This window comes from Exiguobacterium sp. s5, assembly GCF_018618075.1.
Classification (GTDB): domain Bacteria; phylum Bacillota; class Bacilli; order Exiguobacteriales; family Exiguobacteriaceae; genus Exiguobacterium; species Exiguobacterium mexicanum_A.
Map to the genome: position 1 here is coordinate 552,481 of NZ_JACSLK010000002.1, position 24,853 is coordinate 577,333.

A 24,853-nucleotide genomic window follows, 5' to 3' on the forward strand; every position below is an offset into this window, starting at 1 on the left:
CACTCTGATTGCGGTCAAGCGGGCCACTGAAAAATCTGATCGCCTATCAAAAAGACGCCTGATCGAGGAATGATCAGGCGCCTTGTCGTATTTCATTTATTAAGCTGTCGTTGACTCTTGTTCGCGAACCGCGTATTCGAAGCTCGGAATCACGACCGTGAACGTCGACCCTTGATGTTGGACCGACTCGACGTGAATCTGTCCGGCGTGACCGCGCACGATCTCTTGACAGATCGGAAGACCGAGTCCGGTTCCGCCGATTTCTCGGCTGTCGGAATTGTCGACCCGATAGAACTTGTCGAAGAGACGGTCAAGCGCGTCGCTCGGAATACCGATACCTTGGTCCTTCACTTTAATCGACACCGATTGATCGTGGTGGGCCAATTCGACGGTGATCTTTCCGCCGCGCGGTGAATACTTCACGGCGTTCGAGAGCAAGTTGCTCATCAACTGCTTGAACTTTTGACAGTCGGCGAACAGTTCATACGGACGGTCATCGGCCGTGACGAGTTCAAACTTATGCTTCAGCGAAGAAGCCTCATAGAACGTCATCATGTCGCGGATGACCGGCTCGATATCGAGCTGTTCGCGGTCGTACATCTGACTGCCGGCTTCCATCCGTTGCACGTCGAGGAAGTCGTTGACGAGATGCGTCAGGCGCTCCGTCTCGGCGTGAATCGTCTGCAAGTACTTCGCTTGCTTCTCGTTCGGCAACTGCTTCTTGACCATGAGTTCGGTGAACCCGTAGATCGACGAGAGCGGTGTCCGCAACTCGTGGGAGATCGTCGAGATGAATTCGCTCTTCAAGCGTTCCGCCTCGGTCTCGCTCGTGATGTCACGGAAGACGAGCAACGTCCCTTTCGACAACCCGCCGACGACGATGCGTTCCGCATACATCTGCAAGTTCATCTCGCCTTTACGAATCGAGAAGCTGACGCTGTCATGCGGGAAGTCGTCGGTGAAGAGGCGATCGGTATACTTCAAGAAATCATCTTCTTGGTCGACTGTCGTCGAAATCGTCTCTCGCCATTCGTTCCACGACAGTTCCGCGAGTTCTCTCGACGTGATCTCATCGAGTTCAGGGAACATTTCATAGAGTGGTCGGTTGACGAAGACATCATCGGTCGAATGCTCGACGTAGATGACCGCCTCGCGAATCGAATCGAGGATCCGTTCCGTCTTCCCTTTCTCACGGGTCATCTCTTCAAACAGACGCATCCGGAGAAGTGAGAGCGACAACTGACGAGCGAACGACATGATGTCACCCATCTGTGTCTGCGTAAAGCGATCTTTATAACGGACGAGATAGATGAACGCGATGATCGAGTCATCCGTCGGGTCATGGACCGGTACAGCCGTCTCATACATATAGTATGGGTACGGGAGCGGGTGGTCGCTTGCGACTTGTTTCGACGAATGGACTGTCGTCCGAAGCGTCATCGCCCGCGTCAAGACTGAGTTCTCGCTGTCGAGCAACTGACGCGTGAGCGTCTCATTCAAGCCGTGGCTTGTGATCGAGAACGAGCCTGTCGCATCGACGAATACGAGGGCGCCGACTTCAGAGTCGGTGATGGCGACCAGTTTCTCGATAATCTCTGGGTAAGCCGTCAACGAGTCACGGGCCGCGAGCGTCTCGGTCAACTCGTTGCGGTAAGCCAAGTGTTGCTCGTTCTGTTGTGTCTGCTCCAAGATTTCTTCGAGTTCTTGCTGTTGCGCTTGAAGTTCTTCTTGTTGCGCAATCAACTCTTCTTGTTGCGCCTGTAATTCGTGGTTCTTTTCAATCAAGTGACGTTCATTGTCACGAAGCGTCTCGGCCATCTTGTTGAACGATCGTGACATGATCCCGATTTCGTCTTCACGTTCCATCTGATCACTCAAATCGACGATCTCGCCTTTCAACAACCGGTCAGATGCGACCGAGAGACGTGAAATCAAACGCGTTTGACGGCGCAAGAATGGTTGGATGAACAACAAGATCAATGCCGCGAACGACAAGATGCTCGCGATCCACAAGAATTGAAGAATATCATTGTTTAACTTCCAAGCGTCATATACTTTCTGCTTCTCGCTATCCATCAATGATTTATAATCTTCTAACGCCGTCTCAATCTGTTGGATTGGGCCGAGTGTATCGATGCCGCGTTCCGGGTTATAGGGAACGACGCCTTGTTCAATCAAACGTTCGGCAGTCGGCAATGCCAATATTGTCTCCGGATCAATCGTATCTTCGGTAATTTCACCTTCGGCGCGCAATTGTCCGTATTCTGTCGTCACCGGAAGGATGACGCCAAAATAGAAGTCGTGGAATTCTTGCAAGTCGTCTGCGAAAATTTCACCTTGCTTCGTTTGGACGACGCTCTTGAACCAGTTGATTTCTTGCTGGAACTCGTTCTCTTTCGACTGAGCCCGTTCAAGCGACTCGGTGTCTCCGAACAAGAGATAACCGCGCGAATCATACTGGACGCCTTGCCACTCATCCCACAGCGTGTTCAACCGCTCAATCCGTTCATCAACGTCTTCAAGCCGTTGTTCGTTTTCAGCAACTCGCTCTTGCATGTACGTGTACATGATCATCGATCCGACCAGCGCGAGCGCGAGGAAGGAATAGAGAACGACCATGAGGTCGCGACCGAGTTTTTGTTTAAACCATCTGTTCAATTCACGATTCCTCCTATAATCTTCACCAACTCAAGTGGACTGAACGGCTTAGATATAAAGTAGTCGACGCCAATCTCGTTCGCGCAATCACGATCAGATTGTTGGCTCTTCGCCGTGAGCATCATCACTTTTGTATGTTGACGTCCCGGTAGTTTCCGAACTTTCTCGATGACCTCAAGACCGGTCATGCCTGGCATCATATGGTCGACAATCACGAGGTCATACTCGTTCTGTTCGATTAGCCGGTAGGCTTCAAGGCCGTCTGGCGCTTCATCAATGTCATATCCTTCATCTTCTAATGTATCTAAAACAAGCATCCGTAATACTTCTTCATCTTCTGCTAGTAAAATTTTTACCATGACGATTCCTCCATTTTTTATCCCATTTCATTATTTTAACGGATTCAGTTCGTAATCACAAAAAATAAGGGTGTACGGTGTATAACCGTACCCCTTTTTCTTCACAACGTCTACATTATAATACAACAATTTCCTGTAATTCGAGCGAATAAATGAGCATCTGCCCGACCGTGATCCCCCAAATCGCCTCGATGGCCTCGCGATAGAGCGATAATTGGACATGATAACGGTCGCGCAACATTTGTTTCGCCGCGTCACGGGATTCGCTCGAAAAGAGCACAGAATCCGATTTATAGTCGAGAAGCACGTATGTCTCGCCGTCATGGAACAGACAATCGATAATCCCTTGAATCAGCACATGTTCGTCAGTGAACGTCCCGCTCGGATTGACCCGTTCGGCCGGAACCGTGTACGTAAACGGCAACTCGCGCCAGCCAGTCCCGGTTTGAAGCGCTACCGTTAATGCGCGCCCCGTGTCTGAAGCAAAGAACGCCTCGATTTCAGGGATGGCAAGCCTTGCCGTCTCGACCTCGACCGGGCTAAGCATGCCGTCGGCTTCCCAGCGATCGATTTGTAAGGCGAGCGGTTCAGACGGGTCGATCAATTGAAAGACAAGGTGTAACGTCGTACCCCGCTCGGCTCCCGTCTGTTTCGATTGTTTCCACTTCGGCTCTCGGTACGGGGTGTCACTCGCCCGGTACGTCTCTTCAAACGCCGCCTGCTCGAGCTGGAGCGCGCGTTTCAGTTCCGTGACCGTTTGCTTGGCAGCCGTCTCGGTCGCGGCTTGGGCCGGATATTCATAAGTGAACGCCCGGCGGACAAAATCTGTGACGTTCGCCTCGTCTTTGACCGGAAAGTCGATCGCTTCGAACTGTTTGACGTGATGGAGCTGCGCCATCATCTCGTGGAGCGTGGCGACTTCCGCCAAGTCCTCTTCGCCGATGATACGGTACGTCCACGGGGTCGCTTCCGATTGGGGTGCGACGATCGGCAACCCTTGCTCTTCTAAAAATGGGGCCGCCCCTTCGAGTTTTAAGAGCGCCGGAGCGACCCAATCGAGATACGTCTTCGCCTCACGACGCGCATCGGCCGATAAAGTCGTCCCGGTTTGCTCGACGTGCAACCATTGCCCGATCTGTTTTCCAGGCTCTTTGACCGTCCCGACCAAAATCAGTTTTTCTTTCGCGCGCGTGAGCGCGACATACAAGACGCGCATCTCTTCGGCTTTCATCGTCGCATCGAGATCGCGGCGAATCATCTCTTTGACGAACGTCTCCGTTTTCGTGCGCGTGACGACGTCAATCGCGTCGAGGGAGATTCCGTAACGTTTATGGAAGATGACGCGCTGCATTTGATCGCGCTTGTTGAACTGCTTCCCTAGCTGAGCGACGATTGTGACCGGAAACTCGAGTCCTTTCGACTTATGGACAGTCATGATCCGGACGACGTTTTCTTCTTCACCGAGTGAGCGCGCCTCGGACAAGTCCTCACCGTTATCCTGAAGCCGATCCATCACACGGAGGAAACGATACAAGCCGCGGTAACCACTCCGCTCATACGACAACGCCCGGTCATAGAGCGCCTTCAAGTTTTCTTGGCGCCCTTTCCCGCCCGGCAGTCCGCCGGCAAAATCATAAAATCCTGTGTCGTTGAACACTTGTTGAATCAATTCTGACAAGCTGTGGTTGCGAGCGAACGTGCGCCACGCTGATAACGCGTCAAGAACATCGCCACACTTCAGACCGAGATCGTCCTCATCATCTGCTTTCGCTTTGAGTGCCTCAAAAAACGACTCTTCCGACTCAAGGCGGATTTTCGCCAACTCTTGGTCGCTGAACCCGAACATCGGCGAGCGAAGCGCCCCGGCAAGCGGGATGTCTTGGAGCGGGTTGTCGATCAGTTTCAACACCGCGAGCATCATCCGAATCTCCGTCGCTTGGAAGTATCCCCCGTCCGAATCGGTGTAGGCCGGAATGTTGTATTGTGTCAAAATATCCATCAACTGTTCGACCCGCTCTTTCTTTGAACGGACCAAGATGACGATGTCACGATATTCACACGACCGGAGCAAACCTGTCGCTTCATCGGTCACTTTGAACGGTTCCTCGCCCGAGACGAGCTCTAAAATCCGGGTCGCGATGGCCCGGCCTTCGAGTTCTTGTTTCGACAAGTCGCGGCTCTCCCCGTTGACGAGAATGAGTTCAGGACTCGCCTCGAGCGCCTCATAGTCACGCCCCGGGACGAGACGTGCCGCCTCATCGTATTCGATTTCGCTCACTTCCTCGTCCATCAACCGGACGAACAAGTCGTTAATGCCGTGGAGTACTTCGGCTCGGCTTCTGAAGTTTTGGGACAAGTCGATCCGTTGTCCCGACCCATGCTGTTTGAAGCGCGTCGCCTTCTCGATGAACAAGCGTGGTTCGGCATGGCGGAACCGGTAAATCGACTGCTTGATATCGCCGACCATGAACAGATTTCCGACATGCTCGACTTCATTGCTGACAAGCCCGATGATCGTCTCTTGAATCTCGTTCGTGTCCTGATACTCATCGATCAATACTTCGGCGAAACGTTGCTTGTAAAGCGAAGCGACCGAAGATGGTCCTCCCTCGTCTCGTAAAATGGCGAGCGCATAATGCTCGAGGTCGCTGAAGTCGACAAAAGCACGGTCCCGCTTCGCCTGTTCATAGGCGGCACCGAACGTCCGAACGGTCTTAACGAGCGTCTCGACGAGCGGACGTTGTGTCATCAACACGTCCAAATAATCGGCCCCACTCGTGCTCGCTTGGGCGATGGCTTCACTTAACTTCTTTTTCGCCTGATCGTACGCCGGCTTCAATACCGTGTGATAGACGTGATGTTCTTCTTTCTTTTGAACGGATTTCATCGTCCCGAACTTGACGGCGCGGGAAGCCGTCTCGAGCTCGCTCCACTTGAACGAGTCCGGATCGAGATTCGCAAATGGTAAAATCGCCTGTTGCACGTTCTCAGATTGCGCCTCATAACCGGCGAGGCGAAGTTCGATGGCGACGCGACGGAGCTGACGCAATGCTTTTTCGATGTCTACCCAAAGCAGGCGCCCGAATTCAATCAACAGTTGTTCCTCGTCAGGATCCCCATCGAACTGATACAACGACACAAGTTCGTCCAAGTACGCTTCCGGGTCTGGTAGCGTCCGTGCATAGTGATAGAGACCGAGAATCAATTCCTCGATCTCACTGTCGCCCCGGTCCGACGTATAAGCGTCAATCAAAGCGAAGAAAGCTTGGTCTTGTTGACCGTACGCCTCCTCGAGCACATCTTCGAGCACATCGTCCTGCAAAAGCACCAAGTCCCGTTCCTCGGCGATTTTGAACGCCGGGTCGAGGTCGAGCAAATAATAATTCTCCCGAATCACTTCGAGACAGAACGAGTGAATCGTCGTGATGAGTGCCCGGTTGAGCATTTGGCGTTGTTTTCGAATATATGCGTTCTCGGGATCATCACGGAGTGCCCCGTCGAGTGCTTTGGCGATTCGACGTTTCATCTCGGCCGCCGCCGCATTCGTGAATGTGACCACGAGCATGCGGTCCGCCGTCAATTCGTCCGTCTCATCCAAGAGACGGCTCGCGAGCCGTTCCACGAGGACGGCCGTCTTGCCGGAACCGGCTGCCGCCGAGACGAGCACGTGCGATCCTCTGGCATCGATGGCCGCTTGTTGGTCATTCGTCCACTTCATCGACGTCACCTCCTAATCTTGACAAGACGTCATCTTTTTCTAATTTCTTCAATTGCCGTGGCTCATTAGACAGCGCCTCATCAAAGTGACAGACACTTTGGAACGGGCACGTCTGGCAGGGCCGTCGTTCTTTATATTCATATGGCTCGACTCCGATTTCACCGTCATACATCGCCTCGGCGCTCGCCTCCGCCAAATTAAGGGCATGGTCCATCAATTGCTCGAGCTGCGGCGGGGAGACGACTTTTTTCGTCGTATTCGCATCGATCGTCCCGTCTTTCTTGTACTTGACCGGGATGACGATTGATTTTTTCTGATCGAGTTTCGCCGTCCGGTCCATCGCCTCTAAAATGGCCGGATCGTCGACGAGCAACCCTTGCATCTGATACGACTCGAGCACCTTCCGCTCGGTGTCCGTGTCCGTCTCGCCCGGTGCGACGAGCGGCCGGTGGACGTGGAAATAAAGCGCCGCTGCTGGGGCGACATTCTCTTGCGTCCACGCGTTCGCCTGCTCGATCAGCACTTTCAAGTAGATGAGCATCTGCATGGCGAGCCCGTAATAGATTTCGGCGAAGTCGATTTCTCGTTTGCTCGACTTATAGTCGACAATCCGGACGTAAAGCTGATCATGGACCGAGGCCGTGTCGACGCGGTCGATGCGACCGACAAGTTCACACGTCGCCCCGTTACTGAGCGTGAACGACACGGGCGGGAAATTGCCGCTGCCGAAGGCGAGTTCGAAAGCGACGGGGTCGAATCCGTCCCGTTTCGATTGCTCGATCAATACTTCCGCCGTCTTGCTGACGACATCGGTCAATTTCTTCTTCAAATAGCCATACCGGTTCGAACTCATCAAAATCGCATTTTGAATTTCCGGCGTGACGAGTTCGACGGCCGCCTCGGCGAGTGACGAACACTCGTCGCGGCTCACATCCCGCCATTCTTTCCCGTCCATTTTCACGGTCTGGGACATATGCTCAATCGTGCGATGGTACAAGTTTCCGATATCCGGCGCTTCTAACCGATACAGGCGACGTTCTTTTAAACGGAGCCCATAGCTCGCAAAGTGACGGAACGGACAAGCCTGGAACGTCTCGAGCCGCGAGACGCTCGCTCGAATCGAGTTTGTATAAAGTGACTTGGCGACATCTTCCGGCAACGGTTGTGGCACGTTTTGATAGAAGAGTGCACTCGTCAATAAGCGAATCCGTTCGCGGCCTTCCGGATGTTTCAACAGTTCGTTGTACACCGTGAACCACGTATCTTGAATCGGATAATGCCGGCTGAGTCGTTGCAGTTCGAGCGCTGTCACCGCTGCCGTCTGATTCACGTTCGTGATAAAAGACAGCTGGTCGCTCGGGCGATGTTCCCCGGCTTCCGCGAAATGGGTCGTCACGACTTTCCCGCCACTGAGGCGGGCTTTCAGGTCAGCGATAAAACTCGCCGGTTGAATCGCCTTGCCAGCCCGGTCGACGAGGGCATAGCTGACGAACACACGATGGCTCGGTGCCGTGAGCGCCTTGTATAAATAGTACGTCTCGTCATCAAATAAATGCTCGGTCGCTTTCCCGGCCCGAACGCCGTTGTCATGCATGAAATCAAGGTCCTGGTCGGTCAACAGTTTCGACTGGGTCGCTACGAGCGGGATTTGATCTTCGTTTGCCCCGAGTAAGAAGACGACCTTTTTATCAATCAAGCGGCCCCGGACGTAATCAGTGACCGTCAATTGGTCCAGAGATGGCGGGACGAGCGCGTAACGCAAACTGTCGAGCCCGGTATCCATCATCTGCAGGAACAGTTCGGTCGAGAGCGTCTCATCTGGCGCCGCCGCTTCCAACTGTTCGAGCAAGTGCAACACGGCATCCCACACTTGGGTATGTTCTCTCGCTTCGAGCAATCTCGATTCCTCGAGCGCCTCCTCGCGCCAATAGGCGAGACAAGACGCCACATCAATCCGTTCTAAAAAGGCATAGATGGCGTGCGTGTAAGCTTGCATCGTCTTCGCCGCTTTTAAATCGGCCAACAGCGGGTCGAACGTGTCAACGACGGTTTGGCGGTAACGATTGAGTGCCGTCTCCAAGTCCAGTTCTTCCCCGGTCAGCCGTGCCTCTTCTTCGGCTCGGCGTCGCAAATACCAATCCTCGTGCCAGTGATAATGTTTGATCCCGCGCTCTATGACGAACGCCTCGAGCCGGTCGACCGACGTGCGTCGATGCTCCGCATCGAGCAAAATCAGTTCGGTTTTGAGCGCCCGAAACACCGGTTCTTCCCGGTAGCCGCGAATCGCGACCTCAATCGTCGCCTTCAATAATTCGACGACGGGATGATCGAGCATCGGTTGACGCTCATCGAGGAAGAACGGCAACCGCATTTTTTGGAGCGCTTGTGTCGCCAAGTCGCCGTACTCCTCAAGCGAGCGTGACACGAAAGCGATATCGCGATAGCGGAATCCTTCCTCGCGGACGAGCCGAACGACCTCACGGACGGCCGCCTCGACTTCTACCGACCGGTCGACGGCCGCGCTCAACACCACATTCGAATCAGGACGCGTGTATGGGGCTGCCGTCACTTGCCCGAACGTCGCCTCGAGATAGGCCAGGCTCGGATGTTGGAAGCGCGGAGATCCTGTATGAGGGTGGTCGTTTGACGAGAGACCGCGCTCAGCCAACAGCTCTTTGAAACGCATGAGTGTCCGTTGCGTCGGTCCGAACGACGGATGAGGCCGATAGAGCGAATCCGGGTCAATCGTCAACAGCACGTCGAGCGGCGCCTTCTCCGCTAAAGCGACGAGCACGGCTAGCTCCTGTTCCGAAAATTCATTGAACCCATCGACATAAAACTGCGTCCCGGTCAAATCGATGTCCGGCAACAGTTGTAGCAACACGTTGAAATAGTCTTCCGCGTGGAGCGATTTCCCTTCCGTCATCGTCAAGAAACCCTCGTAAAGAATCGACAAATCTTGGAGTTTGAGTGACCGATGTTGGTCTTGCTCGCTTAAGCGGAGCAACTGCTCGGGATCGACGAGGCCGCGCTTGAGGAGCGTGATCAACTGGTTCAGTTCCTCGTAAAAGCCGAACTGGTTCATCGTTCGGCGGAACAACGTCAGTCGTTCCTCGTTCATCTCGACGACGCGGCGCAACAGCAAGTGCGTCCCTGTCTGATCTAAAAACTGTTCGGTCGCGACGCCACGGTCGCGCATCATCAAAAAGGCGAGTCGACGCATTGATAAGACTTGAATCCGGGTCGACCCGTTCAAGCCGTCCGTCATCGCCATCTTCCGTTCCATCTCGAACGACATTTGGTCTGGGACGAGCATATAGATGGTCGGTCCGCTCGGGTCACGCTTCAGCTCTTCGATGACATGTTTCGTCATCCATTCGCTTTTTCCGCTCCCGGAACGCCCGACATGAAAAGTGACCGTCATTTAGGCGAACACCCCTTCCCTTTTTTCTTTATTATGACCCATTCGACCTCGTTTGTAGAGGGAAATCCTTTAACAGCCCGGGAAGAAAATTGACCAGCCCGCTTCAGTCCCCTTTTCCGCAAAAATCGATTAGACTGAACGTATGAGGGGGAAAGAAGATGAGTGCATATGAACAATTTGGAGGCGAACGTGGCGTTCAGCAACTCGTGGACGCTTTTTACGACCTCGTCTACGCCGATCCGATCTTATTGCCGTTGTTCCCGGACGACAAAGACCGGGTCAAAGCGCATCAGTTTGAGTTTTTAACACAACTGCTCGGGGGACCGAAACTGTATACGGAACGTCGCGGTGGCGGCAACTTGGCGATGATCCATCGCGACCACCCGATCTCGGAAACGCACGCCGGCCACTGGCTCGGCTGCATGGAGCAAGCGCTCAAAACAGTCGATGCCCCCGAATCGGTCAAGCAACAACTGTTCCATCGTTTGATCATGTCATCCTCGAACGTCGTCCGCGTCTGCTCCCACCATTTTGAGTAGTCAGCCTTTCGAAAAGCGGGTATGATAAGAAAGTAAGTAAAGGAGGTCGTTTTTCATGACAGAAGAAGAAAAAAAAGAGGCCGTTTCCTCTGAAGAAGAAACGGAAGAAGTAGAACCGACGGCAGTCCTCGCCGACGCCCTCGCAGAGGATGAAGAGGAAGAAGACCAACCCGAAGAAAAGAACATGGACCATATTAAAGGCGTGTTCAACTACCCACATGAGAATGGACGAGAGTACCGCGTCGTCTTCTATAACGATCGCAAAAACCTCGTGTTCCGTGAACTCGGGAACGGGAAAGTCGAATTCGTCGGCCGTTTCACAGACGAGTCGTATGACCAAGAGAACGAAGCAGAGATGCGTGAACTCGGCGAGCAACAGCTCGAACGGATTCTCGCGGATCGCCTCAAATAAAAAAATCGCCCGCGGGCGATTTTTTTATTTGTGCTTGTTTTTGTTTTGTTTTTTCTTACGAAGCGCGTAAATCGCACCCGCAAGTCCTCCGGCGACAGCAATCCCGGCCATGACCGGTACGAGCACTTTTTTCGTCGGAATCATCTCTTTCACCCGTTCATACGGTGTCGGCACCGACAGCTCGAGTTGAACCGCCGACTCGCCGTGACCGTGCGCACGCGCCTGACGAGCCGCATCGGTAATGACGACACGTCCCGTCGTATAACGACGAACACCGTGTTCATCGGTGTACGGGCGACGGACACGTTTGACGCCACGCACGGTGCGCCCACGAGCCGCATCGGGTCGGACTATCCGTTCACTCGTCCACGAGCGACCCCCTGTCGCGCTATAAGCAGGGCGCATCTTGCGCCGATTGATCCATGTGTACGAATCATTCATGTCTATTCCCTCCAATATACTGAAGTACCTTTTCTTATTATACCCATACAACATCTGGGGGAAACATGAGTTGTCGTGAACGTTCGTTCACAAAAACAGAGGATGGCCCGGTTCGGACCACCCTCTGTTTGCCACATTACTCCGTGAACGGCTTATCTCGATGGCGACGTTTCGCCAAAATCAAGTAGTAAGCTGGAACGAGCACGAGCGTCAATACGGTCGAGAAGAGAATTCCTGACACGATTCCGATAGCAAGCGGTCGGAACAGTGGGTCTTCTCCAAGCGCGACCGGCAAGAGTGCCACAACAGCGGTCAACGCCGTCAACAGAATCGGACGAATCCGGGCGCGTCCCGCCTCATAGACGGCGGTCGTGACGGCCATGCCGTCGCGAATTCCTTGCTCGATGAACTCGAACAAGACGACTGCGTTCCGAACGACGATCCCGGCTAGTGAGACGATCCCCATCGAGGCCATGAAACTAAATGGTGTCTGGGTGACGAACAGTCCGACCACAGCACCGGCAATCGCCAAGTAAATCGTGAACAAGACGAGGAGCGGAAGTGACAGTGAATTGAACTGGAACGCGATAATCAAGAAGATCAAGAACAAGACGACGACGAACAACGTAGCAAGTTCAAGGAAGAACTCGTTTTGTGTGTCGCTCGCGCCGGATTGGTCGAACGCGATTCCTTCATCGGTCAATGACGCCTCGGCGTCAGCAAGCACGCGGTCGACGTCTTGTTTGAACGCCTCTTCGTCCATGCCTTCGCTCGCATAAATTTGGAGCGTCACGATCCGTTCCCCGTTCTCACGCGGAATCTGTTGAATCTGTTCTGTCGTCGTCTCAGTGACGAACGTACTGAGCGGTGCGACCGGAGGACCTGCCTCCGTCTGAACTGGGACGAGGATATCGTCTAAGGCGAGCGCCTCACGGTTCGCTTCCGCATCGACGACGATTTTCACATCGCGTTGTTCGACTCCGTCATCAAACGTGCCGATCGGGATGCCGTCCGTGACGAGGCGAATCTGGTCACTGATTGATTTCGCGGTCACACCAGCGGCCGCCATCGCGTCACGATCAAGTTCATACGTGAGCGTCTGGAACGGCTCTTTAATGTTGTCGAGCACGAGTGCACCGTCGATGGCTTCAAGGTCCGCTTTCACGGTATCCCGGGCCGTGACGAGTTGCTCGATCGTTTCACCGCGCATCGTGAACTCGACTGGTGCCGAAGTCGGCGGCCCTTGTTGCTGCGTATCCAAGAAGATTTCAGCATCCGGGTTGTTTTCCCGGATTTGTGTCGTATATTCGTCGATCAATTGAATCGCATCAATCGTCTCGTTGTCGACACGAACAACGATTTGACCTGTGTTTTCACCGGTCTGATCGAGCCCTCCCGTGAAGAGGCTCGGTAGGCCCCCACCCGCAAAGACAGATGTCTCGACGACACCATCAATACTTTGGAACTCTTCCTCGATCGCTCGAAGTCTCTGTTCCGTCTCCTCAAGGTCGGTTTGGACCGGCAAGGTGACACTCGTCACGACTTCTGGCCGGTTCGCAGCCGGGAAGAATTCGAACGGCGTCAACAAGATCAAGCCGTACAATGCGGTCGTGATGACGAAACCGACGAGACCGAACGTCCATGGACGCTTCGCGACTTTGGGTAATAACGTATCTGCATAGAAATTACTGAGACGGTTCAGTGGCCCACCTAACCAACCCGGCTCGCGTTTCGATACTTTCACTTGCTTCCGATTCAACCAGTACTGGGCGATCGGCACGAGCGTCAAACTGATGAGCATCGAAGCGAGCACCGACAAGGCCAAGACGGTCGGCAAGGCACGGATAAAGTTCCCGTTCGCTCCCGAGAGGAGTGTCAATGGCAAGAAGGCGAAGACGACGGCGAGCGTCGATGTGACGATCGAGCCCCACACTTCTTTCGTCCCGCGTACGGCACCGCCCATCGCCGTGTCACCTTTTCGGTAACGGCGCAGGATATTGTCATTGACGACGATGGCGTCATCGACGAGGATCCCGAGCGCAATGATAGCCCCGATGATTGAGATTTGGTTCAAGTCGACTCCGGTGAAACGAAGTGGAATCAACGCGAGCAAGAACGACAATGGAATCGCTAAGCTGACAATCAGCGAGCCTGAGAACGTGAGCCCGATCGTCGTGACGACGATGACCGCAATCATGGCAATGATGAATTCACGAGTGAGGGATGAGAAAATATCATCGACCGCTTTGGCCTGCTCGTAATATGGAACAAGTTCGACACCATTCACGTCCCCGACTTCATCCGCAACGACTTCGTCGACGCGTTCTTGAAGAGTCGGGATATCTTGACCCGGTTCAATCGTGACCGTCAAGGAAACGGCAGGTTGTCCGTCGAGTGAAACGAGGTCCGTGACCGCTTTCTCCGTCTCTTCGACCGTGCCGACGTCTTCAAGGAGGACAGGCGTCCCATCCACTGAGCCGACGACGACTTGGCCCATGTCATTGACGTTCGTCAAACTATCGATCGCCAATTGGTAAATCCCATCTTCAGTCGACTGGCGACCGAGCGGGGTCGTCTTATATTCTTCATTGATCGCCGTTAAGACGTCCGGAAAAGCAAGTTGACGCTCCCCGAGTTCCGCCGAGTCGAGCGAGACGACGAATTCCGTTTCCGGTAGTCCTTTGATCGTCACACCGGTAACCCCATCTGTCCGCAACAGACGTTCCTCCAACCGCTCGATATCTTCACGCACTGTCTGGAGTGTCTGGCGATCATCTGCCGTCAACAAGTAAGAAGCGACCGGCAACTGCCCAATCGAGTCATTGACGGTCGGGGCCAGCGCATTTTCTGGCAAGCGAGGCGCAGCGTCTGAGATCGCTTGGCGTACATTCGACTGCAGCTCACTTCGATCGAAGCCGTCTTCATACTCGACGGTGATATTCGAGAACTCGGATGCGGATAATGATGACACATTCTCGATACCATCGAGTCCTCTCAATTCAGTCTCCAAAATATTCGTAACGTTCCGTTCGACCGTCTCTGCGGTCGCGCCCGGATATGGCGTTTGAATCAAGATGATATTGACACTCGTCTCTGGAATTTCACGCTTCGGAAGTTGGAAGAACGTGAGCACTCCGACGACGACTGCGACGAGCAAAAACACGATGACCAGTTTTCCTCGTTCAATCATTTTTTGAAAAAACATGTTAACCCCTCACTTTCAGATAATGTGCAAATACACATATGAACTATTCTTCTTTATCATAGAGGGGTTCACCATTCATTTCAATCTTTAAACACAGTTGAATGTGTTTCAATGAAAGCGTTTTTGAAACGAATACGATAACTCGATGGACCGTTGCTTTTGCTTATAGACGGTATGATTCGAGACCGGGACCTCGACCGATTCACCCGAATGAAAGATAATCCGACTTCCTTTACCACTCTTCTTAGCATCGAGGACTTGAGAAAAATTGATCCAGGCACAGTCCGGACTTTCTTTTGCGATCGTCGGGAAAAAGATCGCATCTGCATGCCAATCCATGATGACAGGCGTCTTCCGGTGCGGGCCGAGTACGTTACGAGCCGCCTCGATCCGTCCTTGAATGCTTGAACCGTAATACAGACAGGCCGATTCGAGTAAATACAGGGGCGATCCCTTCATTCGCGATACACCGTCGGATTGATAGACGAGCGTCTCCGCCTCCCCATACTCATTGAAAACTGGAATCAAAGCTCTTGTTTCATTCGTCAACTGAGTCATCTGATTTGCCTCCATCATGGATATAGTGACTTACATGTCATTCATACCAAGAAATGAAGACTTAAACAAATCGCGTTCATATATTTCCCACTAAAAAACCAACCGATTATCGGCTGGTTTTTTAATTTCAGTGATCTAATTTCTTATTCTGTAACGATTTCGATTGAGGAAAGTGAAAATGTACACGTACTCCGTCTTTTGTATTTCCCAAGGCGACCGTCCCCTCATGGAGTGTCACGATTCGTTGAACGATGAACAGGCCAAGACCGAACTTCCCTTGTTTCCCTCGCGAAAACTGATGGAACAAGTCGAGGTTCGCGTCGACCGGGGGACCGTCATTCTCAATGGTGATGTCGACACCCGCCTCGGAGCGTGTCAGTTCGATTCGAATCGTCGACTCGGCATAGCGCAAGGCATTATCGAGCACGTTCTCGAAGGCGACACGGATTTGTTCTCCGTCCCCGAGCATCTCGCCGGCATGTCCTGTCACCGACCAGTCCAAGTTGCCGCGCAGTTTGAATCGGCTGACGAGCAGTTCCATCAACTTATCGAGATTGATCGGTTCAAGCCGCATCTCCTGGCCTTTAAAGTATTCGAGCTTCGTGACATATAACAAATCGACGACTTTCTTCTCGAGCCGGGACGCCTCTTCATCGATGACTTCGGCCGACCCTTTCAAGTCCCCGGTCGGATAAATCCCGTCCCCGATGGATTGGGCGTAACCGCGGATGACCATGATCGGCGTCTTCAAGTCGTGCGAGATGTTTTGGAGCAGCGCCTGTTGGGCCACGTCTTGCTCTTGCAACTCTTGCCGCATCGCGTCAATCGAGCGGGCCAACTGCCCGAGCTCATCTTGACGAGCGAGCGGGAGCACCGTCTCCCATTGTCGGTTCGAGATTTTCTCGACCGCCCGCTCCATCTCGACGATTGGTTTCGTCAACTCTCGCGACATCCATAAAGCCGGGATTAACGACAACAGGCTGATGACGCCGATTAAAATCGAGATGCGCCAGTAGAGCGTCGAGACAAGTTCACGCCGGTAAGCGTCCCAGGCGTAGGAAGCTTGGTAAATCAGAGCCCCATCGTACTCGTTCTGGCGGATGATATAGTAGACGTCCTCTCCATCAATCGTCGTCTGGTATTTGGCGACCTCGCTCGTCTGTGTGAGCGCCTCTTGATACATTCGGTTCGTCAATTCGAGCGGGGCCGAACCATAAATGATGCGTCCGTTCGGCAAAAAGATGAGCTGGTTGACCGATCGGGATTCTTGTTGGCGACGGTCATACTCAATCGGATTTTGCGGAATGTTTTCTAGCTCATTCGTATTCCCCAGGTAATAATCCACATCTTGCAACGTCTCGTACACTTGTTCATCGATAAACTGCGTGATCGAGGAACGAATCGTCAACAAAATCATCAAGGCGAGCGTTACGATGATCAGAAGGATCAATACCCAAATCTTCCACATGAGCCGTTTCGGCTGGAGACGATCGAGCTTCATGGCTTAACGAGTCGGTAACCGACGCCATAGAGCGTTTCGAGCTCAAGGCGATGCAGTTTCTTCCGGAGACGGCGTACCAAGTCATCGACGACGCGGTCCGAGCCGAAATAGTCATGGCCCCATACCCCTTCTAAAATCTGTTCGCGTGATAAGGCAGAGCCCGGATGTTCGAGGAAGAGCAGCAGCAAGTCGAACTCTTTTGATGTCAAATCGATCTCATCTTGTTCATGCTTGATGAGACGTTTCTCAGGATAAATCGTATATTCCCCATATTCGATATGCTCATTCGATTTCGAACCGTAGACACGGTCGATCAATTTTTTGACGCGGATGACCAGTTCCCGTGGCAAGAACGGTTTCGCGATGTAATCGTCCGATCCCATCTCGAGTCCGATAATTTTATCGATATCCTCATCTCGCGCCGAAATGAAAATCGTCGGCGTGAACGCGTTTTTCGCTTTGATTTGTTTCAGTAATTGGAACCCATCGAGGTCCGGGAGCATGATATCGAGCACCCATAAGTCTGGTTCGTCTTTGATTGCGGCCTGGGCCGAGGTCCCGTCGGTGAACGAACGGACCTGATACCCTTCTTGCTCTAAATACGTGACGAGCATCTTATTTAAATTGATTTCATCATCGACTAAATAGATTGTGTACATTCCAGTCACCTCTGCAACGTTTTTTATTTATCATATCAAACAATTGTGGATGAATGATGGGAATGCAGCCGTTTCCTCCGCGCTCAATGTGTTCACGACACGCAAACAAGCCCACAAAAAAAGAAGGGTTCCCCCTTCCTTACCGCGTCGGCCGAGTGCGCATCTGTTGTGCGAGGAATACCGTGCCGCCACTAAGGAGGGCCAGTACACCGCTGATCATCATGAGTTCCATCATGTTCCACCTTCCTACTGATAGCGATTCTCATTATCACCTATAATATAGCATACTTTTCTTAGCATGAACATGACAAAAAAACTCCCGCCATGGTAGGCGGGAGCTCTCGATTATGCGTTGACGTCGTAACCCTGTTCTTCGATGGCTTCGATCATCGTTTTCACTGAAATTTTATCGTTGTGGATGACATCGACCCGATGGTCCTGTAACGAGACGATCGCTGACTCGACGCCTTCAAGTTCTGTCAAGGCGCCTTCGACCGCCGCCTTGCAGTGATTACATGTCATACCTTCTACTTTTAATGTCGTTTCATTCATTTGGATGTTCCTCCTTGTGTTTTCAATCGTAACGCGTTCAAGACGACCGAGACCGAACTGAACGCCATGGCCGCCCCGGCAATCCATGGGGCAAGCAAACCGGCCGCTGCGACCGGGATACCGAGACTGTTATAGGCAAGCGCCCAGAACAAATTTTGACGAATGTTACGCATCGTCAATGCACTCATCTCGATGGCACGGTTCACCCCATCGATATCTTGCCCCATCACGGTGACATCGGCCGCCTCAAGGGCGATATCCGTCCCGCTTCCGAAGGCGATGCCGACGTCAGCGACAGCAAGCGCCGGCGCGTCATTCATCCCGTCCCCGACCATGGCCACACGGCCCTGGCGTTTCAGCGCCTCGACATGATCCGCCTTCTCGACGGGCAATACCTCGGCGATGACATTCGTTTCCGGAATCCCGAGTTGACGGGCGACGTCGAATGCGACTTCTTTCCGATCACCGGTCAAGACGTAGACTTGTCTCGTCTTGGCAAGTTGTTGGACGACGGCACGGCTTTGGTCTTTCAACCGATCTTGCAGACCGAACGCCGCAACGACCCCAGACTCGTCGGCCACATAGACCGGCGTCATCGCCTGCATGTCCCACTCCGGTAATGCAAATCCGGCTTCTTGCATCATGCGGACCGAGCCGATAAGAAGAGGTTTCCCATCTACGACCGCTTTCAATCCTCGACCGGCCAACTCTTCAACGCGTTCGACCTGACCGTCCCCTTCGCCCCGACCGATTGCCTCGGCGAGCGGGTGCGTCGACTGACGTTCGGCCATGACGGCTTGTTTCAAGAACGACGTCTCTCCGAACGTCGCCACGACTTCCGGCGTACCTTTCGTGAGCGTCCCCGTCTTATCGAAGACGACGATATCGACACCATTCAACGATTCGAGCTGACCGCCACCTTTGAACAAGACACCACGTTCGGCGGCACGGCCCGTCCCGACCATGATCGATGTCGGTGTCGCGAGACCGAGCGCACACGGACAAGCGATAACAAGAACGGCGATCGAGGCCCGGATCGCCATGTCCAAATCATTGAAGCCAAGCGTCCAGACGGCGAACGTCAAGGCGCTGATGGCGACGACGATTGGAACGAACACACCGGAAATCCGGTCCGCTTGCCGTTGAATCGGGGCTTTGTCCGTCTGCGCCTGTTCAACAACACGAACAATTTGAGCGAGCATCGTCTCGCTGCCAACACGTTCGGCGACCATCAAGACCCGGTGCGAGCGGTTAATCGTTCCGCCGACAACATCGGCGCCGACACTTTTCTCAGATGGGATTGACTCCCCGGTCAACATCGACTCATCGATGACCGTCTCACCTTCGACGATTTTTCCATCGACCGGCACTTTTTCGCCAGGGCGGACGACGATGACGTCACCGGCTTTGACCAAGTCGATCGCGACTGGCCGTTCCACACCGTCAACAAGTAAAATCGCTTCTTTCGCCTGTAACGATAAAAGTGACTTGAGCGCGTCCGTCGTTTTTTCTTTCGCTCGGGCCTCTAACCATTTCCCGAGCAATACGAGCGTAATCAAAACGGCACTCGTCTCAAAATAGAGCGACGGATGCATCGGATGCACGAGCATCTCGAAGACGGAATAAAAGTAAGCCGCTGATGTCCCTGTCGCCACGAGCACATCCATGTTGGCCGCGCCGCTCTTCAGGCTCTTATACGCCCCTTTATAAAACTGGGCCCCGATCCAGAACTGGACCGGTGTGGCGAGCGCGAATTGCCACCACGGATTCATGAGCCAATCGGCATGGAACGTCACACCCGGGATGTGCGTAATCATGACGAGCAGAAGCGGTGCTGACAATAGCGCCGAGATGAGCACTTTTCGTTCGAGCGGGCGGAGGTCGTGTTTCGGGGTCAATTCCGCTTTCCGTTCTGCGCCGTAGCCAATCTTCTCGATTCGGGCGATCAACTCTTCTTCAGTGATACCTTCCTCGACGCGAATCGTCGCCGTTTCAAGCGGCAAGTTAACGGTCGCTTCGACGCCGTCCATTTTATTCAACACTTTTTCGATTCGGGCCGAACATGCGGCGCATGTCATCCCTTGAATCGACAGTTCGACGGTTTTCATCGGTCCACCTCCTTACTTTTTGATGCGGCTGACGATTGTCATCAATTCGTCAATGTATGGGTCCATGTCTTCCGTTTCGCTTGCATGGACTAGACATTTGCGCATGTGACGTTCGAGCAGTTGCATCTCAACTTGTTTGAGCGCAGCTTGAATGGCTGACGTCTGAGTCAAAATATCGACACAATAACGGTCGCTCTCGACCATCTTTTGAATCCCTCGTACTTGTCCTTCAATCCGGCGCAGCCGTTTGCTGAGCGCTTCACGCTCCGCGTCTTCGCGCGGAACGATCGGTTCGTCATGCATGAATTCTTCCATGGTTATCACCTCACCTTCAATATACCCCTACCCCGTAATGGTGTCAAATCATTTAATCAAAAAAAGAGCGACTGATTTGTCGCTCTTCCCCCTAATCAATTGCGTTGGAACGCCTCGCTCTTCAAGACGGTCCGTAAAATTTTTCCGGTCGTGTTCCGAGGCAGTTCATCAATGATTTCAATCTGTGTCGGCTGTTTATACTTCGCCAGTTTCGTCGCCGCGAACGACCGAATCTCGTCGAGCGTCACATGCTCGTCACGAGTGACGATGAACGCTTTGACCGCTTCCCCTTGTTCTGCGTCTGGCACCCCGATGACGGCCGCCTCGACAATCCCCGGATGCTGATACAACACTTCTTCGACTTCGCGCGGATAGACGTTATAGCCACCGACGATGACCATATCCTTCTTCCGATCGACGATATAAAAGTAACCGTCCTTGTCACGTTTCGCCAAGTCGCCTGTATAGAGCCACCCGTCGCGAAGTGTCATCGATGTCTCTTCTGGGAGTTTGTAATACCCTTTCATCACGTTCGGCCCACGGACGATCAGTTCACCGACCTCGTCGATCCCGACCTCTTCCCCGAGCTCGTCGACGACTTTGTTCTCGACGTGGACGATCGACGGACCAATCGAACCTGCCTTCCGCTCCCCATGGAGCGGGTTGAAACAGGTGACCGGTGACGCTTCCGAGAGGCCATACCCTTCAAGGATCTTACACTCGAACTTTTGCTCGAACGATTCGAGCAACTGTACCGGCAGACTCGCTCCACCGGATACGAAGACGCGGACATGCTTGAGTGCCGAGGCGTAGGCCGGGACTTTCATCGCCGTCTGTAACAAGAAGTTGTACATCGTCGGCACCCCGGCGAAAATGCTGACGCGGTGTCTCGGGATGAGGTCGAACACGTCTTGCGGCGAGAATTTCGGCAAGATGACAATCGTCGCCCCGCGAAGGAGTGGGGCATTGACGATGACGGTCAGACAGAAGACGTGGAACATCGGCAGCGCCGCGAGCGCTTTATCTTCCGGCGTGATCTCCAAATATTCGCCGATCGAATGGGCGTTCGAGAACAAGTTGAGATGCGTCAACAACGCTCCCTTCGGTTTCCCGGTCGTCCCGCTCGTATAGAGGATGACGGCGACGTCTTCCTCATCGACCGTGACGAGTTCCCCTTTCGTCGTCGCGAACGCCTCCTCGAACGGCAAGAACTCGATGTCGCCGTCCCGTTTCAACGCCGGTACGTCCGCGTACGGGACCGAGATGACGAGGCGGAGTTGCGGTAACTTCGTGAGCGCGGCTTCTGCTTGCGCGACGAGCGGTGACAAGGCGACGATTGCCTTCACATCCCCATCGACTAAAATATAGGCCATCTCATCTGGCGTGTATGTAGGGTTGATCGGAATGACGACCCCACCTCGTGCGAGCACCGCAAAATAGGAAATCAAGAATGCCGGGCTATTGCCGAGGACGAGTGCGACGTGGTCGCCTTGTCCGATCCCTTTTTGCTCAAGTGTCGCCGCCATCGCCTCGACCTGGCCGAAAAACTGTCCGTAGCTGACCGTGTCTTCCCCAAACACGTAGGCCGCCTTATTCGGATGCGCGGCCACAACGCCCTGTAGTGCCGTGACTAAGTTTGCCATGGTAATCCCCTTTTGAAAATGAATGACTATTCACTTTTGAGCCGTAAAAAAGAGCACGGCATCCGCGCTCTTTTTCAGTTATCTTCATTGTACATGAAACGGCTCAATAAGAAAACGCTTTCAAGTCCATCGTCTTCAAATGATACAAACCGGTCCGGCTCTGTACGTGGACGAGCGCCTGCAATGTCTCGTCATCCATGAGCAAATCGTCCATCAATTTGTGGAGCGCCGACTTCTTCGCTTCGGTCGTTGCCGTGATGAAGAAAATCGCCTCGGCCCGAATGGTTTCAGCAGCAATCGTCTGCATCGCAAACGGGTGATTAAGATGTAACAACGTGATTCCATCTTGTTTCGAAACGTGGAGCGGTACATCGACGACAGCGACCGGTACGGCGACATCTGTCACGCCAGACGGGATCGTCCGCTCTTGTTCGATGACGACGCGCGCGAATGACTCATCGACAATCCCTCTTCCTTCTAACTCAAGACCGATCGCGCGGACAGCGAGGTCAAACGTCGATTGCTCCGTCACCCACATCCAATTCGCGTCCATCCACTCTGTGATAAATCGGTACATATTGTTTCCTCCTATTGGTTGAACCCAATTTACGAAAGCGCTTGCATTGATTATGATACGCCTCGTCGAAACGACGCGCAACGGTCCACACAAGATGTCACGAAAACGCCAAAAAGAAGGGACCCTGTTCAGAGCCCCTTCTTCCCTCAAACCCGCTTCAGCTAATGAGATCGACGAGTTCTTCGAGCTCGACGTTGCCAAAGTAATGTTTGACGTCAAGCTGTGACAATTGTTCCCGAATCGCGCCGCGTTCGAATCGCGTCCCGACGAGTACTTGTTCGACATCATGGATATCACCGACGCCGAAGAAGTCGCCGTAGATTTTTGCTTCCGTGATCGTCCCTTTGTTGACGTTCAAGCGGACATCAATCGTGCCGATCGGGAAACGACGTTTCGACTCGACATCAAACTTCGGCGATTTCCCAAAGTTCCAATCCCAGTTCGCGTAGCGTTCTTTCGAGATGTCCTGAACGATCTCCCAGTCCTCATCGCGAAGCACGTAACGCTCGGGTTCTTGTCCGTCATAGATTGAGTGAAGGAGTGCCTCGACGAAGTGCTCCATCGCCATCTCTTCTTCTAAAAACTCGGTGATGTTGGCGACACGGCTCCGGACCGACTTGATTCCTTTCGAGCGCATCTTCTCTTCTGAGACGTTGAGCGAGTTGACGACTTCCTCGATGTTCGAGTTGAACATGAGCGTCCCGTGGCTGAACATGCGGCCGCGCGTCGTGAACTGGGCGTTACCGCTGATTTTGCGTTCGCCGACTTGGATATCGTTACGTCCCGTCAACTCCGCCTCGACGCCGAGCTGTTTCAAGGCATCCACGATCGGTTGCGTGAACTTCTTATAGTTATTGAACGAGTTGCCGTCATCTTTTGTGATGAAGCTGAAGTTCAAGTTCCCTTCGTCGTGATAGACGGCCCCGCCGCCCGAGAGGCGACGGACGACGTCGATTCCGTTCTCTTCGATATACTTCAAGTTGACTTCTTCTGACGTGTTTTGGTTCTTACCGATGATGATCGACGGGCCGTTAATATAGAACAAGAAATAGTCCTCATGCTCGACGTTCAAATGTTTGAGGATGTACTCCTCGACCGCCAAGTTGAGTTTTGGGTCCCGGATGTCCGGGTTGAAAATAAATTTCACAGTAAGTTCCTCCTAAGGATGTTCGTTAGTTGTATTATACGAGACGTCGGCCCGGCGCTACAACTCGTTTACTTCCATTCCCCTGTCATGACGCGTTTCAATGCGTTCGCGACACCATATTCGTCGTGACGCTCGGTGACGTGATGGCTGATGGCGATCAAGTCTTCATGACTATTGCCCATCGCGATTGCTTTGCCGGCGACCTCAAACATCGGAATGTCGTTCAAGTTGTCGCCGATGACGACGACTTCTGACAAATCGACACCGAAATGCTCGGCCAGTTTTTTGATGCCGTGCCCTTTGTCGGCCCCGTTCGCCATGACCTCGATGTTATCGTTGCCTGAAGACGTAACGTAAACGCCTTCGACGCGCTCATCGATTTCCGTCCACAGCGATGACATTTTCTCAAAGTGGCTCGAGAAAGCGATGAATTTATAGACGCGTCCGGCCTCGTTCTTAATGAAGTCTTCGATATCCTCGACGAGACGGACATCTTCGTTGACATAATAACGTTTGCGGAAGAACTCATACATCTCGAGCGACCGCTCGTCCCCGTTCTGTTTCAAGTTTTCCATCGTCGCATCGATCAAGTCGAGTCGGCTCGCGACGAGTCCCGCCTCCGAATACATTTCATAGAAGACGTCCGAATATTTATGGTCTTGATGCAACACCGATACGACCTCGAGCGCTTCTTCCGTCGTCAAATCGATTTCATGTAGCACGTCGCCGGTTTCTGTCAACACTCGTCCGCCGTTTGATGAGACGATCGGGCACGTGAGGCCGACCTCATCGAGGATTTCTTTCGCGTTGAAGTAATTGCGTCCCGTCGCAATCGCAAAGCGAATCCCTTGTTCTTCTGCCGCGCGAACGATTTCTGCCGTCTCGGGCGCGATTTTCGTGTGGTTGTGCAGGATCGTGCCATCCATATCGGATACGAACAATTTGTACGTTGTCATCAACATCCACTCCTCTTTTTCTGTTTCGCTTATAACTATAACAAAAAGAGAGGCCATCGGAATAATCCGACACCTCCCTTC

The 24,853-nt window shown here is 53.1% G+C and carries 18 protein-coding genes; 2 read left to right on the top strand and 16 right to left on the bottom strand.

Annotated features, from left to right (window positions below):
* Positions 1 to 99: 99 nt before the first annotated feature.
* From KNP60_RS06915 to addB, 4 genes are all read right to left on the bottom strand, one after another.
* Complete coding sequence (locus tag KNP60_RS06915) at positions 100 to 2,658, bottom strand: sensor histidine kinase (RefSeq protein ID WP_214797179.1); 2,559 nt, start codon at positions 2,656 to 2,658, stop codon at positions 100 to 102.
* A complete protein-coding gene (locus KNP60_RS06920; protein WP_021066686.1) occupies positions 2,655 to 3,017 on the bottom strand; it encodes a response regulator in 363 nt (120 codons plus the stop codon). Before KNP60_RS06920 ends, KNP60_RS06915 begins: the two co-directional genes overlap by 4 nt.
* Positions 3,018 to 3,132: 115 nt before the next feature.
* A complete protein-coding gene (gene addA, locus KNP60_RS06925) occupies positions 3,133 to 6,735 on the bottom strand; it encodes a helicase-exonuclease AddAB subunit AddA (protein ID WP_214797180.1) in 3,603 nt (1,200 codons plus the stop codon).
* A complete protein-coding gene (gene addB, locus KNP60_RS06930; RefSeq protein WP_214797181.1) occupies positions 6,719 to 10,159 on the bottom strand; it encodes a helicase-exonuclease AddAB subunit AddB in 3,441 nt (1,146 codons plus the stop codon). The genes addA and addB overlap by 17 nt, the downstream gene beginning before the upstream one ends.
* A gap of 158 nt (positions 10,160 to 10,317) precedes the next feature.
* Between addB and KNP60_RS06935 the strand changes: the two genes are divergently transcribed.
* Together KNP60_RS06935 and KNP60_RS06940 are read left to right on the top strand one after the other, a co-directional pair.
* Positions 10,318 to 10,698 carry a truncated hemoglobin gene (locus tag KNP60_RS06935; protein ID WP_138859867.1) on the top strand — a complete coding sequence of 127 codons (381 nt, stop codon included), beginning with the start codon at positions 10,318 to 10,320 and terminating at the stop codon, positions 10,696 to 10,698.
* 55 nt (positions 10,699 to 10,753) lie between these two features.
* The gene (locus tag KNP60_RS06940; protein ID WP_034776562.1) at positions 10,754 to 11,110 is read left to right on the top strand and encodes a hypothetical protein; all 357 of its coding nucleotides are present in this window, start codon (positions 10,754 to 10,756) and stop codon (positions 11,108 to 11,110) included.
* A gap of 24 nt (positions 11,111 to 11,134) precedes the next feature.
* Here KNP60_RS06940 and KNP60_RS06945 read toward each other — a convergent pair whose 3' ends face one another.
* The 12 genes from KNP60_RS06945 to KNP60_RS07000 all read right to left on the bottom strand — a co-directional run bounded on the left by KNP60_RS06945 (position 11,135) and on the right by KNP60_RS07000 (position 24,772).
* Complete coding sequence (locus tag KNP60_RS06945; protein WP_034776560.1) at positions 11,135 to 11,551, bottom strand: hypothetical protein; 417 nt, start codon at positions 11,549 to 11,551, stop codon at positions 11,135 to 11,137.
* Positions 11,552 to 11,687: 136 nt separating this feature from the next.
* On the bottom strand, positions 11,688 to 14,756 hold the full coding sequence (locus KNP60_RS06950; protein ID WP_214797182.1) for an efflux RND transporter permease subunit: 3,069 nt from the start codon (positions 14,754 to 14,756) through the stop codon (positions 11,688 to 11,690).
* A gap of 108 nt (positions 14,757 to 14,864) precedes the next feature.
* The gene (locus KNP60_RS06955; protein WP_034776556.1) at positions 14,865 to 15,314 is read right to left on the bottom strand and encodes a competence protein ComK; all 450 of its coding nucleotides are present in this window, start codon (positions 15,312 to 15,314) and stop codon (positions 14,865 to 14,867) included.
* Between the two features lie 127 nt (positions 15,315 to 15,441).
* The gene (locus tag KNP60_RS06960; protein ID WP_214797183.1) at positions 15,442 to 16,815 is read right to left on the bottom strand and encodes a sensor histidine kinase; all 1,374 of its coding nucleotides are present in this window, start codon (positions 16,813 to 16,815) and stop codon (positions 15,442 to 15,444) included.
* Complete coding sequence (locus KNP60_RS06965) at positions 16,812 to 17,474, bottom strand: response regulator transcription factor (protein WP_034776554.1); 663 nt, start codon at positions 17,472 to 17,474, stop codon at positions 16,812 to 16,814. Before KNP60_RS06965 ends, KNP60_RS06960 begins: the two co-directional genes overlap by 4 nt.
* A gap of 345 nt (positions 17,475 to 17,819) precedes the next feature.
* A complete protein-coding gene (gene copZ, locus KNP60_RS06970; RefSeq protein ID WP_029595964.1) occupies positions 17,820 to 18,026 on the bottom strand; it encodes a copper chaperone CopZ in 207 nt (68 codons plus the stop codon).
* Positions 18,023 to 20,134: a heavy metal translocating P-type ATPase gene (locus tag KNP60_RS06975; protein WP_034776553.1), complete on the bottom strand. Its 2,112-nt coding sequence runs from the start codon at positions 20,132 to 20,134 to the stop codon at positions 18,023 to 18,025. The genes copZ and KNP60_RS06975 overlap by 4 nt, the downstream gene beginning before the upstream one ends.
* A gap of 12 nt (positions 20,135 to 20,146) precedes the next feature.
* On the bottom strand, positions 20,147 to 20,449 hold the full coding sequence (locus KNP60_RS06980; protein WP_034776552.1) for a metal-sensitive transcriptional regulator: 303 nt from the start codon (positions 20,447 to 20,449) through the stop codon (positions 20,147 to 20,149).
* 95 nt (positions 20,450 to 20,544) lie between these two features.
* Positions 20,545 to 22,092 carry a fatty acid--CoA ligase family protein gene (locus tag KNP60_RS06985; RefSeq protein WP_214797184.1) on the bottom strand — a complete coding sequence of 516 codons (1,548 nt, stop codon included), beginning with the start codon at positions 22,090 to 22,092 and terminating at the stop codon, positions 20,545 to 20,547.
* A 103-nt stretch (positions 22,093 to 22,195) separates the two neighbouring features.
* On the bottom strand, positions 22,196 to 22,669 hold the full coding sequence (locus tag KNP60_RS06990) for a PTS sugar transporter subunit IIA (RefSeq protein WP_214797185.1): 474 nt from the start codon (positions 22,667 to 22,669) through the stop codon (positions 22,196 to 22,198).
* A 157-nt stretch (positions 22,670 to 22,826) separates the two neighbouring features.
* Entirely contained in the window at positions 22,827 to 23,816 is a 990-nt protein-coding gene (gene lplA / locus KNP60_RS06995) for a lipoate--protein ligase (RefSeq protein ID WP_034776545.1), read from the bottom strand.
* A 68-nt stretch (positions 23,817 to 23,884) separates the two neighbouring features.
* The gene (locus KNP60_RS07000) at positions 23,885 to 24,772 is read right to left on the bottom strand and encodes a Cof-type HAD-IIB family hydrolase (protein ID WP_232939005.1); all 888 of its coding nucleotides are present in this window, start codon (positions 24,770 to 24,772) and stop codon (positions 23,885 to 23,887) included.
* Positions 24,773 to 24,853 lie beyond the last annotated feature (81 nt).

Bases quoted from the DNA above. Each gene is read 5' to 3' on its own strand.
- KNP60_RS06980 (WP_034776552.1), bottom strand. From the start codon at position 20,449: ATGGAAGAATTCATGCATGACGAACCGATCGTTCCGCGCGAAGACGCG.
- KNP60_RS06940 (WP_034776562.1), top strand. From the start codon at position 10,754: ATGACAGAAGAAGAAAAAAAAGAGGCCGTTTCCTCTGAAGAAGAAACG.
- addA (WP_214797180.1), bottom strand. From the start codon at position 6,735: ATGAAGTGGACGAATGACCAACAAGCGGCCATCGATGCCAGAGGATCG.
- KNP60_RS06945 (WP_034776560.1), bottom strand. From the start codon at position 11,551: ATGAATGATTCGTACACATGGATCAATCGGCGCAAGATGCGCCCTGCT.
- KNP60_RS07000 (WP_232939005.1), bottom strand. From the start codon at position 24,772: ATGACAACGTACAAATTGTTCGTATCCGATATGGATGGCACGATCCTG.
- KNP60_RS06965 (WP_034776554.1), bottom strand. From the start codon at position 17,474: ATGTACACAATCTATTTAGTCGATGATGAAATCAATTTAAATAAGATG.
- KNP60_RS06955 (WP_034776556.1), bottom strand. From the start codon at position 15,314: ATGACTCAGTTGACGAATGAAACAAGAGCTTTGATTCCAGTTTTCAAT.
- KNP60_RS06950 (WP_214797182.1), bottom strand. From the start codon at position 14,756: ATGTTTTTTCAAAAAATGATTGAACGAGGAAAACTGGTCATCGTGTTT.
- KNP60_RS06935 (WP_138859867.1), top strand. From the start codon at position 10,318: ATGAGTGCATATGAACAATTTGGAGGCGAACGTGGCGTTCAGCAACTC.
- KNP60_RS06920 (WP_021066686.1), bottom strand. From the start codon at position 3,017: ATGGTAAAAATTTTACTAGCAGAAGATGAAGAAGTATTACGGATGCTT.
- KNP60_RS06990 (WP_214797185.1), bottom strand. From the start codon at position 22,669: ATGTACCGATTTATCACAGAGTGGATGGACGCGAATTGGATGTGGGTG.
- KNP60_RS06975 (WP_034776553.1), bottom strand. From the start codon at position 20,134: ATGAAAACCGTCGAACTGTCGATTCAAGGGATGACATGCGCCGCATGT.
- KNP60_RS06960 (WP_214797183.1), bottom strand. From the start codon at position 16,815: ATGAAGCTCGATCGTCTCCAGCCGAAACGGCTCATGTGGAAGATTTGG.
- copZ (WP_029595964.1), bottom strand. From the start codon at position 18,026: ATGAATGAAACGACATTAAAAGTAGAAGGTATGACATGTAATCACTGC.
- addB (WP_214797181.1), bottom strand. From the start codon at position 10,159: ATGACGGTCACTTTTCATGTCGGGCGTTCCGGGAGCGGAAAAAGCGAA.
- KNP60_RS06985 (WP_214797184.1), bottom strand. From the start codon at position 22,092: ATGGCAAACTTAGTCACGGCACTACAGGGCGTTGTGGCCGCGCATCCG.